The organism is Nocardia sp. 348MFTsu5.1, assembly GCF_000383535.1.
GTDB lineage: Bacteria > Actinomycetota > Actinomycetes > Mycobacteriales > Mycobacteriaceae > Williamsia > Williamsia faeni.
The window spans coordinates 114,383-128,310 of sequence record NZ_KB911512.1; the positions used below are offsets into that span (position 1 = coordinate 114,383).

Sequence of the window (13,928 nt, forward strand, 5' to 3'; positions counted from 1 at the left end):
GGTTAACACGAAGTTTCGGGTCATGGGTGCACAAACGGCGACCATCCCCTGGGTGAGGAGGCCGCCGTTCGGATAGGACTGGCCGGCAGGTACTGCCGGATCGTTGGGTTAAGCCGTCGCCTTGGCGAAACGCTCAGCGGCGTCTGCCCAGTTGACGATGTTCCACCAGGCCTTGACGTAATCGGGCTTGACGTTCTGGTAGTCGAGGTAGAAGGCGTGCTCCCACATGTCGAGCAGCACGATCGGGACCTGTGACGGTGGGATGTTCCCGCTCTGGTCCGTGAGCTGCAGGATCACGAGCTGGCCGATGACCGCGTCGTACGCCAGGATGGCCCACCCACTGCCCTGAAGTGTGACGGCGGCAGCACTGAAATGAGCGTGGAACTTGTCGAAGCTGCCGAACTGGTCGTCGATGGCTGCCGCCAGCTCACCTTCGGGCTTGTCGCCACCGTTGGGCGACAGGTTCTTCCAGAAGATGGAGTGGTTGGTGTGGCCACCGAGGTGGAAAGCCAGCGTCTTCGACAGGCCGGCGACCTTGTCTGCGATGGTGCCGTCTTCGCGGGCCTCGGCCAGCTTCTCGAGGGTGGTGTTGAGTCCCTTTACGTAGGTCGCATGGTGCTTGCTGTGATGCAGCTCCATGATCCTGCCGGAGATGTGCGGCTCGAGAGCCGCGTAGTCGTAGTCCAGTTCCGGCAAGGTGTATTCAGACACGATGTTCCTCTCACTATGTGGGGACCGATCGCCCCCGCTATTTGTCCTTGTGCGCTGGGCATTTTGGGGATTACCCAAATGGGCGCCCTTCTACCCTTACGTAGGCGGTGGGGATGTGCAATACCGCACCCCGAATGCACCTCAAGCCGAGTTGAGGTTCGAGGCGTTCGATTCGGGTGCTGTGCGGGCTCTCGACCGGCAGCTAGGCGAAAAAGATCACGACGAGCAAAATTGCCAGAAGTGCGACGATGCTGATGCTGGTGGTGATGCATCTCGTCGCGACATTGATGGGTTCCGATCCCGGCCATGACTTGCGGCGGCGCTCGAAGATCCTGGCGTCGCTGCCTGTTCTGGTCGAGGATGCCACCCAGACTCCTGCCTTGAACGATCTGCGAATACACCCGGCGTGACTGCGATCACAGGGTGCTTGTGTCGTCAGCCAACCACGTCTGACCCCGCGACTCAACCCCAACCGGGAATTCGCCATCCATGTTGTTATCCGGGGATGCCCGGAGCGTGGGTGGTTAGGATTGCCCGATGATCAGCTCCATCGCGTTGCCGCGAGAGATCCGTATCGGGGCCGGGGCGATCGATCAACTGCCCGATGTGGTCATCGGGCTCGGGTCTGCCCGGCCTCTGCTCATCACGGACGGTTTCCTGGCTTCGGGGGGTGCGCCCGAACGGTTGGTGCAGTCGCTGGCGGCGGCCGGCCTCGACGCCGATTACTTCGACGGGACCGTTCCCGATCCGACCACCGCATCGCTCGAGTCGGGTTTGCGGGCGGTCCGTGACCACGGTGCCGACCTGCTGATCGGTTTCGGCGGTGGCAGTCCGATGGACACGGCGAAGGCGCTGGCGTTGCTGGCGGTCCGCGGCGGCACGATGCGCGACTACAAGGCGCCGCTGCGCAACGATGCGCCCGGACTTCCGGTGGTCGCGGTGCCGACCACCGCGGGTAGCGGTTCGGAGGCCACCCAGTTCACGATCATCACCGACAGCGAAAGCGACGAGAAGATGCTCTGCATCGGGCGCGCGTTCCTGCCGGTCGCCGCGATCGTCGACTATGAACTGACGCTGTCGATGCCGGCCCGGCTCACCGCCGATACGGGCATCGATGCGCTCACCCATGCGGTGGAGGCCTACGTCAGCCGCAAGAACAACACCTTCTCCGACGATTTCTGCCTGCGCGCGATCTCGGCGATCGGTGGACACCTCCGGCGGGTGTACGCCGACGGCACGGATCACGACGCCCGGTCGGCGATGATGCAGGCGGCACTGCATGCCGGCATCGCCTTCTCCAACTCGAGTGTGGCGCTGGTCCATGGCATGAGCCGGCCGATCGGTGCCCACTTCCACCTCGCCCATGGCTTGTCGAACGCGATGTTGTTCCCCGCGGTGACCCGGTTCTCGCTGGATTCGGCCACGCAACGGTATGCAGACTGCGCCCGGGCCCTCGGCTGTGCCGCCGCGACCGACTCCGATCAGCGCGCGGCGGGTCTGCTGGTCGACGAGCTGACCAGGTTGTCGGTGGAACTGGCTGTTCCGACACCGGCGCTGAGCGGTATCGCACCGCAGCGGTGGGACGAGCTGATCCCGCTGATGGCGCGGCAGGCGATCGAATCGGGTTCCCCGGCCAATAATCCGCGGGTTCCGTCGGTCGGTGAGATCGAAAAGCTCTATTCGGAGATCTACCGATGAAGGCGGCGGAGACGAAGCGAAGCGGAGCTCGACCAGGTGGGGAGACGAAGCGAAGCGGAGCTCGACCGTAGTTGCGTCCGCCGACATGCGCGGTATTCGGTGTACCGCGCTGCCAACTATCATCGCCTGCGGGCAACCGGAGCGGGTAGCCGCACGTCCAAGACGTGGGCAACCGACTCACATGACGTGACCGAACCGAGGGGGACACATGGCACGGCCGACTGCCGCACAGCTGTATGCCGCCTACGGTGACAACGCCGACAGTGACGTCGCACTGCGGCTCCTGCGTTCCCGCAATGCGGTGCCCTATCTGGCGATCATGGCGGCGCGACTGGCCGACGGCCAGGTCGACGGTGACCATCTCGCGGCCGGTATGGAGAAGGACCTCGACGACCTGGCCGGTCACTGGACCGATCGGGGCTGGGAACTGCCGACGCCGGAGGATCTCCTCGACCGGTGGGTGCGGGCCGGCTATCTGGCGCGCACGCTGCACAGCGACTCGACGATCGAGCGCTATCAACTCACCCGGGGTGCGACCCAGGCGATCGCGCAGGTGCAGGCCGTCCGGCAGAACCGCACGGTGGCAACCGAGACCGTCCTCGAACTCGTGATGTCGCGGTTGTCGAACATCGCGGTCGCGATCGACCCCGACCCGGGCGAACACATTCGCGACATCGACCAGAAGATTGCCGAATTATCCAGGCGGCGTGACGAATTGGCGGCCGGCGCGATACCGGCTGTGGATACGCGCCGGGTACTCGACGATATCCGGATGGTCAGTTCGCTCGCCGAGCGGATGCCCGCCGACATCATCGGTTACGGAGAGAAGATGCGCGAGAACTCGAGGGCGCTCCTCACCACCGGTGTCGACACCGAGCAGGGGTCGCACGCGGACGTCCTCAACCGCATGTTCGACGGGCACGATGCCCTGGCCGATTCCGACGAGGGCAAGGCATTCGACACCTTCTACACGCTGATCGCCGATCATCGTCTGCGGGAGGATCTCGAGTCCAGCATCGCGCGGATCGCGACCGGCCTGCCGCACCTGCCGCCCGACCTTCTCGACACCCTGACCGGTTTCATCGACCGGATGTGGGACGAGGTCCAGACAGTCGACGAGGTGCGGGGGCAGGTGTACCGGCGGATCAACACCTTCGTCAAGGACGGCGACTTCCTACACTACCGTGCGCTCCGCGCCCAGATCGCCGATGCCCAGCGGGCCGCCATGGCCGCATTTGCCGAGGCCGGTCCCGGCCGGGACATGGGTATGGAGGTCCCGATGAGTGCGGCGTTCACCAATTCTGTTGGCGCACTGATCTTTCACGACGGCATCGTGGAGTCGCCGGATACGGTGGCCGACACCGCCGGTGAGATCAGCATCAACCCGGCGGATCTGGTGGGAGTGGAGTCGATCGATTGGCATTCTCTGACCGACGCCGTGAACGTGGCTCTAGGTGGCGGTCCGGCCGGGATCGACGAGGTTCTGGCCCGGCTGCCCGAAGCCCGGACCGGCGACGTCGTCGGCATCTGGTCACTGGCCCAGCGTCACGGTGCCACCGACAACACCAGCACCGTCACCGTACTGGCGCACACCGCCCGCGGTCTGCGTGAAATCCACTTGCCCGCAGTCCGGTTCACCAGTCCGCTGCCCGATCCGATCACGGCGTTGCCGCATGAGGTGATGCACTTGCTCGACGAACCCACCGATGCCGCTCCTGCCCCGACTGCATCCGCTCCCAGTTCAACCAGGAGAGGTCGATGACCACACCGGAAGATCAAGCCCCCGAACAAGATGGCGACGACCTGTTCGTCGACTCACCCGAAGCGCTCGAAACACCTTCGGTTGACCTGTCCCACTTCGCATTCGACGGCTCCGAGCCCGTGGGCAGCATCAGTGAGGCCAGGATCGACGCACGCTTCGACGGCGACACGTCGGCACTGCCGGCTCCGGTGTGTTACGCGTTGCAGGAACTTGTTGCCGCAGCACATGTTTCGGTGCGCTCGCGCAACTGGAAGACCATCGAGATCAACGAGGAGATCATCCGGTCGAGGCTGTCGGAGCTGAACCTGCAGCTGGAGATCAATCGCGAACACAAGTATGCGTTCACCAGGCAGGTCTCGGAGAACGATCCGCGGCAGCGCAACATCCTGCGGTCGCAGACGCTGACGCTGGCGGCATCAGTGCTGGCATTGTTCCTGCGTCAGAAGTACCTGACCAGTGCCGACGAGTCGGTGGTCGTCGAACGTGGCGAGATCATCGACCACATGCTCACGTACAAGCCGGTGTCCGACACCGACGAGGCCGGGTTCGTCAAACGTATCGACGCCGCGATCAACCAACTCGAATCCCGCAAGATCATCCGGGCGCTGCCGGGCACCGACCGGTATGTGGTGCTGGGTGTGATCGCGTCGCTGCTCGGCCCCGAACAGGTGGCCGCGTATACCGAGGCGTATCGACGTCTGGCCGGCGACTATGAGGAGGCCGGTACCGATCTGACCGAACTCGATGACCAGGAGCGCACATCATGACCGAGATCCTGGAGAAAGACGACACCGCTGGCGGAGCTCGTCCGGTCGATCGCGACGAGACCGGAGCCCGAACAGCTCCACTCGTCGGAGACGAAGCCGAAGGCGGAGCTCGACCAGAACGCGCCGGCAAGCGCACGCTCAACATCGGCCAATTCCGTTTGACCAGAATCCAATTGGTCAATTGGGGCACCTTCGACGGGTACAAGGACTACGCGATCGATGAGCGTGGTGTGATGCTCACCGGGCCGTCGGGATCGGGTAAGTCGTCGATGATGGACGGCCACTCGGTGGTCCTGCTGCCCACCTACGATCAGGTGTTCAACGCCTCGGCCGACCTCACCGCCAAGGGCGCGAAGAAGGCGGCCCGTTCGATGGCCGACTACGTGCGCGGCGCGTGGGCGGAGAACGACGATCGCTACAACCAGTCGCAGGTCCAGTACCTCCGGGCCGATGGTGCCACCTGGTCGGCCATCGCGGCCACCTACGACAACGGCGCCGGATCCGCGACCACCGCGGTGGCGATCAAATGGTTCCCCGGATCGGGTACCGACGGCAGCTCTCTGCGGTCCTGGTACCAACTGCATGACGGACACTGGGATCTGCTGGCGCTCAACGCCTGGGCCCAGAGCGGGTTCGACATCAGGCGTTTCCGGACGGCCAACCCGACTGTCGAATGCTTCGACGTGCAGAGCGCCTATCAGGAGGCCCTGCGTCGACGCGTGGGCATCGGGCAGTCGTCGGCGGCGCTGTCGCTGATGGGCAAGGCCAAGGCGATGAAAAACGTCGGCGACCTCAACCTGTTCATCCGTACCTACATGCTCGATCGGCCGGAGACCTACGCCAAGGCCGAGCGGTTGGTGGAGAACTTCACCCAACTCGACGAGGCGTATCAGGCCGCGGCGCGGGCGAATGCGCAGGAACAGGTACTGCGCCCGATTCCGGACGCGTGGAAAACCTATTGCAGCGCTGAGGAATCCACCACCCGGGCCGGGGTGTTGCTGGGTCCACCGATGCGCGGTTTCATGCGCGAACATCGGATGACGTTGTTGCAAGAGCGCCTCGACCGGATCGACGCCGACCGGATGCGCCTGGACAACGAGGTGGCCAATTGGGAGAACCTGGCCGACGAACGAGAAGAACGCCACGGATCGCTGCGTGATCAGCTGACCTCCGAAAAGGGCGAGCTGACCACGCTGGAATCCGAGCTGAAGTCGTTCGAGCAGCAAGTGACCGCGCGCAACCGGGCGTACGAGCGCTACGCCACGCTGGTGGGTGGGCTCGGCGAGAAGACACCGGAGAACCAGGACGAGTTCGCGGCGCTGAGGTTGCGGTCTCCGGAAATAGCAAGGGCAGCAATGGAATCGGCAGATCGCCTGGCCACGTCAGCGCATTCGTTCTTTACTGCCGAGACCGATGCGCGCCGTGCGTTCGAGGCTGTGGTCGAAGAACTGGCCAGTCTCAACACCCGCCGGTCACTGCTGCCGCGCGAGGTGCTGGCACAGCGGGACGGGATCGCACAGGCCACCGGTGTGCCGGCCGAAGACCTGCCCTTTGCGGCCGAACTCATCGACGTGGACCCCGACGAGAAGGACCGCTGGGCCGGCGCCGCCGAACGCGTGCTGCGGGGCCTGGGTATGACGATGCTCGTCCCGGAGACCCATCGCCGTACCATCGGCGACTTCGTAAACCGGACCAACATCGGTGGTGTCCTCGAATACCGTGTGTACCAAGAGAATGCGTCGTCGCCGAGTACGCCGGTTCCGGGATCGCTGGCGGAGAAGCTCCTGGTCGACCGGCGGCATCGGGCCGGTTCGTGGCTGGCGAATGTGGTGGCGCACAGTGCCGAACACATCTGTGTCGACCTGCCCGCCCAGCTCGAGAACCACCTGCTGGCGGTGACGCCGCAGGGGCTGGTGAAGTCCGGTCGCGACCGCTTCCGCAAAGACGACCGCAGATCGGTGTCGGACCGTACCCAGTGGATCCTCGGATCGAACACCGATGGCAAGCGCGCCGCGCTCGAAGAGTCCCGCGACCACCTCGAAGCCGTGTACCGCGAGGCGCGCCAGGCCGCCCAGGACAAGCGAGATCTGTTGGAGCAGAACCGGGAACGCGCGAAGAACGCCGACGCGTTGGCCGGTTATGCGTCGTGGGCCGAGCTCAACTGGTGGTCGTCGCGCCGGGACGCCGACGAGTTGAATGCCCGTATCGACCGGGTTCGCGAGAACCGGGTCGACCTCGCCGAACTCGAAGAGCAGGTCGAGATCGCGCGCGCCGACTGGCGTGAGGCCGTCGCCCGAGTCGGTGCGCTGGGTGATCAGCTGGGGCACATCGGATCTGACTGGGATCGCTGGTTCGCGGAGTTCGAGCAGGTCAAGGCCGAGAGCTACAAACTCGACGATGCCGACCGTGAATACCTCGCGGGTGTGCTCGCCGGGACCCTGTCTGCGGGCGGAAAGACGTTGACCCTCGACAACTACGGCGAGGTGCGTTCGGATCTGCGCAACGAACTCGAAGCCATTGTCGGCAAGGCGAATGCCGAGCGTGACGGCGCGGAGAACAAGATCGTGCGGGCCGCCGAGGGCTTCCTGCGGGAATGGCCGGAGGCGTCGGCGAACCTGAGTGCCACCGTCGACTACGCGGCCGACCTGGTGTCCATCCACACCAGCCTCGTTGAGCACGGTCTGGCATCCACACAGCAGCGCTTCCGGCAGCTGATCACCACGGACATCAGCCATTCCGTGTCGAATCTGTACAAGGAGATCACCGACACCAACAAGCGGATCACCCGCGGTATCGCGGAGGTCAACCAGGGATTGCACCGGGTGGACTTCAACGAGGGCACCTATCTGCAGATCGCCCAGCTGCACAACCCGACCGACGAGTCGCGCGAGTTCGCGAAGATCGTGGACCAGATGATCCGGGATGCCCCCGCTGCCAAGGGCGGGGAGGGTGCGGTGCTGGCCCGCCAGTTCTACCGCATCCGTGATCTGGTGGCCCGGCTCACCGGTACCGACGCCGAGAGCCGCCGTTGGTGCGACAACGTCCTCGACGTCCGCAACAGCTACATGTTCTACGGCAAGGAGCTCGCGGCCGGCGCCGCAGCCGATGAACCGCCGGTGCACACCTACCGCAACACCGCGTCGAACTCCGGTGGCGAGCAGGAGAAGCTCGTCGCATTCTGTCTGGCTGCGGCGCTGAGCTTCTCGCTCTCGCATGGCGAGGACCACCGTCCGGGCTTTGCGCCGCTGATGCTCGACGAGGCGTTCAGCAAGTCCGACGAGACCTTCAGTTCGCAGTCGTTGCGGGCATTCGAGCAGTTCGGATTCCAGCTCATCATCGCCGCCCCGATCCGTATGGTCGGTATCGTCGAACCCTTCATCGGGCAGGTGATCCTGGTGGACAAGCAGATCGGTGAGACCGGTGCGCGCTCCGATGCCCGGGTCGCCACCTTCGGCGAGCTGGCCGATGCCCGGGCCTCCGGTACAGCCAAATAGGGACGGACACAAGAACATGGCCGGACCGATCAGTTTGCGGCAGTGGAACCGCACGCTCCTGCAGCGGCAGCATCTTCTGGAGCGCGTTGACGAGGATGTGCTCGACGTACTCGATCGCTGTGTGGGGCTGCAGTCCCAGGATCCCAAGGTCGCGTTCTTCGGGTTGTGGTCGCGGATAGCCGATTTCGACCCGGCCGACCTCGATGAGCTGATGATCGGTCGCGAGGTGGTGCGGATGGCACTGTTGCGCAGCACCGTATTCCTGATGGACGCCGAGGATGCTCGCTGGGTGCGCCCGCTGGCCCAGGCGGCCATGGACGCCGAGATGCGGGGCCATCACGTCAAGCAGCTGGCCGGTGTCGATCCCGACGAGGTCGCCCGGTATGGCCGGGAATTACTCAGTGGTACAGAGCTTTCCGTGAAGGCTCTGACGGCGGGTCTGGCGCAGCGCTGGCCGGATGCCACCGCCGGATCACTCACCAGCGTGGTCCGCTGCCTGGTGCCGCTGGTCCAGGTGCCGCCGCGCGGGACGTGGCAGGGTTCGGCCACCACCACCTACAGCCTCTACGACGACTGGTGCGGCCCTGGCGAGTCGGCGGTGACCGGGGACGAGGCGATAAAGGATCTCATCAGGCTCTACCTGCGCGGGTTCGGCCCGTCGACGATCAAGGGGTTGCAGAGCTGGGCCGGGATGACGCGTCTACGTCCCGTCGTCGAGGCGATGGAGGCCGACTGGGAGCTGGGCAAGCTGACCGGTCCCGACGGCGAGGAACTGTTCGACCTCGAGGGGATGGCACTGGCCGATGATGATCTCTCCTCCCCGGCCCGGCTGGTGGCCCCCTTCGACAACATCGTTGTCTCACAAGGTCCGGACCGTCGGCGCGTGGTTGATGACGACGTCTTCCCGAAATTGGCGACGCCCAATGGAAGGTCACCCGGTTTCGTGTTGGTCGACGGCCGGGTCGCCGGGACGTGGAAGCCGGTGAAGGACGGCAAGAACACCGCCATCGAGGTCGACTACCTGGTCGAGGTGCCGGCGTCCGGCAAACGTGAGGTCGAAGCCGAGCGCGAACAACTCACCACGTTCTGCAACAGCTGACGCGCCGTGCCGAAGGGCTGATCGACGATGTGGGGCCCACGCCCCAGCGTTCAGAATCTGTTCTGCTCCCACAGCCGTGCGACGTGAGCGTCATCCGGAGAGGTTCCCCGACCGCGGATTCCGGTGGGTGATGCAGTATCGGCGTCCGATCGGATCTGCCATCACCGTCCAGAAGCGGTGGTGTTCGACGACAGTCGCGCCCCAGCCTTCGTGGCGGGCGACCTCCTCTTCCGGGTGAGTGCTCGCCAGATCCAGATGGCCGCCGATGTGATCGGAACCGACCCGCTGCAACAGGACTCGCAACGGCATCTCGGGAGGCCGGCGCAGGTTGCGGAATTCAGGCGATATCCCTTGCCGCCACGGCCACGTGGTCAGCGCAGCCCAGAAATCGCATTCGGTATCGAAGCCGGCGGCCGGGACATCGATACAGAGCTGATCGATGATGCTGATCGTGTCGCCCGGCCAGCGGATCGGGCGGGAGCGTTCACTTTCTCCGTGCCAGGGGACCAGACAGAAACTGAAACCGCCGGGCGAGTGCAGGACCACGACTTCGGGGTTCTTCGAGACGATGGTGGCGCCGAGTGTGGTCGCGTGGGACACCGATTCGGACACGTCGTCCACGTGCAGGTCGAGGTGGACGCCGCCGTCGCCGGAGTCGACCCGCTGCACCCGTAAGTGGGGGTCGCCGTTGAACGGTTCGAGCGAGGCGAACTCGCGGTGGGCACCTCGGGCGGGTGAGACCGTGCTGCCGGCGATTGCGCGCCAGAACGTCACCTCATTGCTGAAGTCCTCGTGGGAGAAGTCTAGGAAGGCGGAGAGCCAGCGGACTGCCATAGAAGCCAGTGTGGCGGGTTCTGGGCGGCGTTGCTCGCTCATTGCGCCCGATGAGTCCGCATATTGTGGACTGATGGGTCCGTTCAAGAAGCTCGCACGCAAGATGGCCAAGGCGCACGCCGACAAGGTTGCCGTTGTGCGCCTCGAAGGGCCGATCGGTGGCGTCGGACCCGGCCGCAGCGGTCTGACCGCGGACAATCTCGAATCCAACCTGAAGCGGGCCTTCGACACAGAGCGACTCAAAGCAGTTGTACTGGTCATCAATTCGCCGGGTGGATCGCCGACCCAGTCGGAGTACATCGCCGAGCGGATCCGGCAGTTGTCGTCGGAGAAGGGCGTGCGCGTTCTGGCGTTCTGCGAGGACATCGCGGCCTCGGGTGGATATTGGATCGCCTGCGCCGCCGACGAGATCTATGCCGCGCACACGTCGATGGTCGGGTCGATCGGAGTGGTCTCGAGTGGATTCGGTTGGCAGGAGCTGATCGGCCGCGTGGGTGTGGAGCGCCGTGTCCACACCGCCGGTGAGAACAAGTCCCGGCTCGATCCCTTCACTCCCGAGAAGGCCGAGGACGTCGCCTGGTTGCGAAGTCTGCAAGAAGACCTCCACGGCGCCTTCATCACGTGGGTGCGGCAGCGGCGCGGCACCAAGCTCGTCGGAACGGACGCCGAACTGTTCAATGGTGACGTCTGGGTGGGCCGTGGGGCGGTCGACGTCGGACTGGTCGACGGGATCGGCGTCCTCCGGTCGGTCATGGCCGAACGCTTCCCGGATGCCGAACTGGACATCATCGCCTCGCCCAAGCCGCTGCTGGCACGACTGACCGGAGGCGTCGCGTCGGACAGCGCGTTGGCGCATGCGAGCGCGGAGGCCGTCGACGGCTTGGTCGGCGGTGCGATCGCAGCGGTCGAGCGCCGGGCTCAATGGATGCGGTTCGGGCTATAGAGCGCCAGATCGCGACCCGGGTCCGGCGGCCGAAAACGCACTTCGGCTTCGTTGCTGGTGTGACGGATGGGATGTGGATAAACGATCCACGTCGGCTATTACCTGTGAGTAGCCAACTGCCGTAAACCGAAAGTTATCCACAGGCATGTCCTAATGTGCTGGTTCAGACGGTGTCGACCAACACTCAACCTGTGGATGAGGCTGTGGAAACTGTGGAGAAGTCTCCAACAAAGGTGGCCGGAAAGTGAAGCGGGTCACAATTTGAGTTGAAGCTGGACGCATAACATGTCAAATGCTCAATCGTCGACCCGGATCCGGCACGGAATTGAAAAAACTGAAGGGCCTGTGGATAACTTGTTGATAAGTCTCAGCCTGTGCCGCGCGGACGCGGTGCGTGCCAACATGGACGGGTGAGTATGTCGGAAATCCCCTCTGTACCTGTGTCCGAGCTGCCGGCCAATTTTGTCGGTGAGACCACTCGGGTTCTGCTCGACGTTCGTGAACCCGATGAGTGGGCCAACGGTCATGTGCCCGGTGCGCTGCACATCCCCCTCGGGGACGTGCCCGGCCGCATCGACGAAATCGACATGGATGCCGATCTCTATGTCATCTGTCATGCGGGTGGTCGGTCGGAACGAGTACTCGGCTATCTGATGCAGCGCGGGTACGAGGGCGTCAACGTCGCCGGGGGCATGATGTCCTGGGCTCAGACCGGCCGGCCGATGGAGTACGGATCGGGGGCAGGGGGAGCGATTCCCGACCCGGGGAACTCCCCGTGAGCAGACCCAGCGGAGCGCCACCGGCGCGGGACTACTGCCCGAACTGCCGTATCGCCGGACCCCACGATCGAAACCGGCCCCGGTGTCCCCGGTGCAACGGTCCGCTGACACCGCTGGACGCGTACGGCCGGATCGCGCGTCAGGAAGCGACTCCGCGCGCGCAGATGGCCCCTGGCGCCCCGATGACGCAGGCCGAGCGCAATCACACCTACGTGCCTCCCCGGACATCTGCCGGCGGGGCACTGCGCCCGGGGCCCCGGCTGAGCCGGCATGTGAAATGGGTGGCGACGCGCCCCGCGGATTCGCGAACCCGTCGCCGGCGGGTTGCCGCCGAGCCCACACCGACGCCGCATTACGACCACAACCCCGGCTGGGGGCTGGTCGATCTCCCGCCGGCCGAACCGGTCGCACCCCAGAAGACCTACATCGAACGGATGGCGGCGAGATTGCCGCGACTCCTCATCGCCTCCGCAATCGTGTTGGGCCTCGCGGCGATTGCCCAGACCTGGTTGTACGTGCTGCTCGTGATCAACCTGGATGCTCCGATCGGCTATTCGATGGCCGTGTCGGCCCGGGCCACGGTGGTCGCCACCGGGGTGGCCGCCGTCGGCTTGATGGTGGCGTGCCTGGTCGGTCTCGCGGGTTGGCTGATGGACGAGCGGCGATCGGCCTATGCCCGGCACGATCAGCGCGATCCCCGCTCACCGGAGCAGATCATGCTGGGATGCTGGATCCCGATCCTGAACCTGGTCAAGCCGCTGGCATTCTTCCGTGAGCTCCTCGATCGCCGCGAAGACCTGCTGCCCGACTACACCCGGAAACGGCTGTGGTGGTTGTGGGCGGGCTGGCTGCTGGTCAATGCGCTCGTGATCAGCGGCGTCGGTATCCGGATCTTCGCCGACACACTGGTGTGGCAGTCGAATGCCCTTGTGCTGGTGATCGTTTCCAACCTGCTCAGTGCGGTGTTCGCGGTGGCGCTGTGGTGGACGATCACCCGGCTTTTCGCGCGAGAGGCACCGAGCGCGGCTCCGAGGCGATTCCTGGTCGCGGCATGAGTGACTCGTCGAGGGTGATCCGTCAGGAGAAGCCTGCGGTGGTCGCGCACCGGGGTGCTTCGGGACACCTGCCCGAACACACCGTGGCGGCGTACGAACTAGCGCTGGAGCAGGGTGCCGACGGACTCGAATGCGACGTGCGGCTGACGGCCGATCACGAATTGGTCTGCGTGCACGACCGCACGATCGACCGCACCTCCGACGGTTCCGGTGTGGTCAGCGAACTCACCCTGGCCCAGCTCCGGGAGTTCAACTTCGGCGCGAGGCACAGCTCGGGTCAGAAGGCCGAGATCCTCACCCTGCCCCAGCTGCTGGAGCTGACGCTCGACTGGAAGCGGCCGGTGCGGCTGTTCATCGAGACCAAGCATCCGGTGCGCTTCGGTGGGCTGGTCGAGCAGTTGCTCCTGGCAGAGCTCCATCGGTTCGGCGTGGCCAGTCCGGCATCGGCCGATCACAGCCGGGCCGTGGTGATCTCGTTCTCCACTGCCGGGGTGTGGCGGATCCGCCGCAACGCCCCGATGCTGCCCACGGTCCTGCTGGGCGACACCGCCCGCTTCCTCGGCGGCAGCGCGGCCACCGCGGTCGGTGCCACCGCCATCGGGCCGTCGATCTCCACGCTGCGGGAACACCCCGATGCCGTCGATCGGGCGGCTGCCGCGGGCCGGGCCACGTACTGCTGGACCGTCGACGAACGGCGGGACGCCACATTCTGCGCCGACCTCGGCGTCGGCTGGATCGCAACCAACTACCCCGACCGGGTCCGGGGTTGGCTCGCTGCGTAAGTTC

At 65.2% G+C, this 13,928-nt stretch carries 12 protein-coding genes; 10 read left to right on the forward strand and 2 right to left on the reverse strand.

The features are described 5' to 3' along the window. Positions 1 to 108 precede the first annotated feature (108 nt). Positions 109 to 711 carry a superoxide dismutase gene (locus H290_RS0108970; RefSeq protein ID WP_020106460.1) on the reverse strand — a complete coding sequence of 201 codons (603 nt, stop codon included), beginning with the start codon at positions 709 to 711 and terminating at the stop codon, positions 109 to 111. Positions 712 to 959: 248 nt separating this feature from the next. On the opposite strand from H290_RS0108970, the gene H290_RS31110 reads away from it, so the two are divergent. From H290_RS31110 to H290_RS0109000, 6 genes are all read left to right on the forward strand, one after another. Next, entirely contained in the window at positions 960 to 1,121 is a 162-nt protein-coding gene (locus H290_RS31110) for a hypothetical protein (protein WP_020106461.1), read from the forward strand. Positions 1,122 to 1,248: 127 nt separating this feature from the next. Beyond that, a complete protein-coding gene (locus H290_RS0108980; protein WP_020106462.1) occupies positions 1,249 to 2,409 on the forward strand; it encodes an iron-containing alcohol dehydrogenase in 1,161 nt (386 codons plus the stop codon). A 208-nt stretch (positions 2,410 to 2,617) separates the two neighbouring features. After that, complete coding sequence (locus H290_RS0108985; protein WP_020106463.1) at positions 2,618 to 4,171, forward strand: DUF3375 domain-containing protein; 1,554 nt, start codon at positions 2,618 to 2,620, stop codon at positions 4,169 to 4,171. Continuing rightward, positions 4,168 to 4,938 (forward strand): DUF4194 domain-containing protein, encoded by a 771-nt coding sequence (locus H290_RS0108990; RefSeq protein WP_020106464.1) that lies wholly within the window; start codon positions 4,168 to 4,170, stop codon positions 4,936 to 4,938. The genes H290_RS0108985 and H290_RS0108990 overlap by 4 nt, the downstream gene beginning before the upstream one ends. Next, positions 4,935 to 8,432, forward strand: coding sequence for an ATP-binding protein (locus H290_RS0108995; protein WP_020106465.1), 3,498 nt, complete (start codon positions 4,935 to 4,937; stop codon positions 8,430 to 8,432). The genes H290_RS0108990 and H290_RS0108995 overlap by 4 nt, the downstream gene beginning before the upstream one ends. A gap of 16 nt (positions 8,433 to 8,448) precedes the next feature. After that, entirely contained in the window at positions 8,449 to 9,531 is a 1,083-nt protein-coding gene (locus tag H290_RS0109000) for a winged helix DNA-binding domain-containing protein (protein WP_020106466.1), read from the forward strand. Between the two features lie 90 nt (positions 9,532 to 9,621). On the opposite strand, the gene H290_RS0109005 is transcribed toward H290_RS0109000, so the two are convergent. Next, complete coding sequence (locus tag H290_RS0109005; RefSeq protein ID WP_020106467.1) at positions 9,622 to 10,365, reverse strand: VOC family protein; 744 nt, start codon at positions 10,363 to 10,365, stop codon at positions 9,622 to 9,624. Between the two features lie 73 nt (positions 10,366 to 10,438). Between H290_RS0109005 and H290_RS0109010 the strand changes: the two genes are divergently transcribed. From H290_RS0109010 to H290_RS0109025, 4 genes are all read left to right on the forward strand, one after another. After that, complete coding sequence (locus H290_RS0109010) at positions 10,439 to 11,308, forward strand: S49 family peptidase (RefSeq protein ID WP_020106468.1); 870 nt, start codon at positions 10,439 to 10,441, stop codon at positions 11,306 to 11,308. Between the two features lie 416 nt (positions 11,309 to 11,724). Beyond that, positions 11,725 to 12,087: a rhodanese-like domain-containing protein gene (locus tag H290_RS0109015; protein WP_028462968.1), complete on the forward strand. Its 363-nt coding sequence runs from the start codon at positions 11,725 to 11,727 to the stop codon at positions 12,085 to 12,087. After that, a complete protein-coding gene (locus tag H290_RS0109020) occupies positions 12,084 to 13,142 on the forward strand; it encodes a DUF4328 domain-containing protein (RefSeq protein WP_155976775.1) in 1,059 nt (352 codons plus the stop codon). The genes H290_RS0109015 and H290_RS0109020 overlap by 4 nt, the downstream gene beginning before the upstream one ends. Then, positions 13,139 to 13,924: a glycerophosphodiester phosphodiesterase gene (locus tag H290_RS0109025; protein ID WP_020106471.1), complete on the forward strand. Its 786-nt coding sequence runs from the start codon at positions 13,139 to 13,141 to the stop codon at positions 13,922 to 13,924. Before H290_RS0109020 ends, H290_RS0109025 begins: the two co-directional genes overlap by 4 nt. Positions 13,925 to 13,928: the final 4 nt, after the last annotated feature.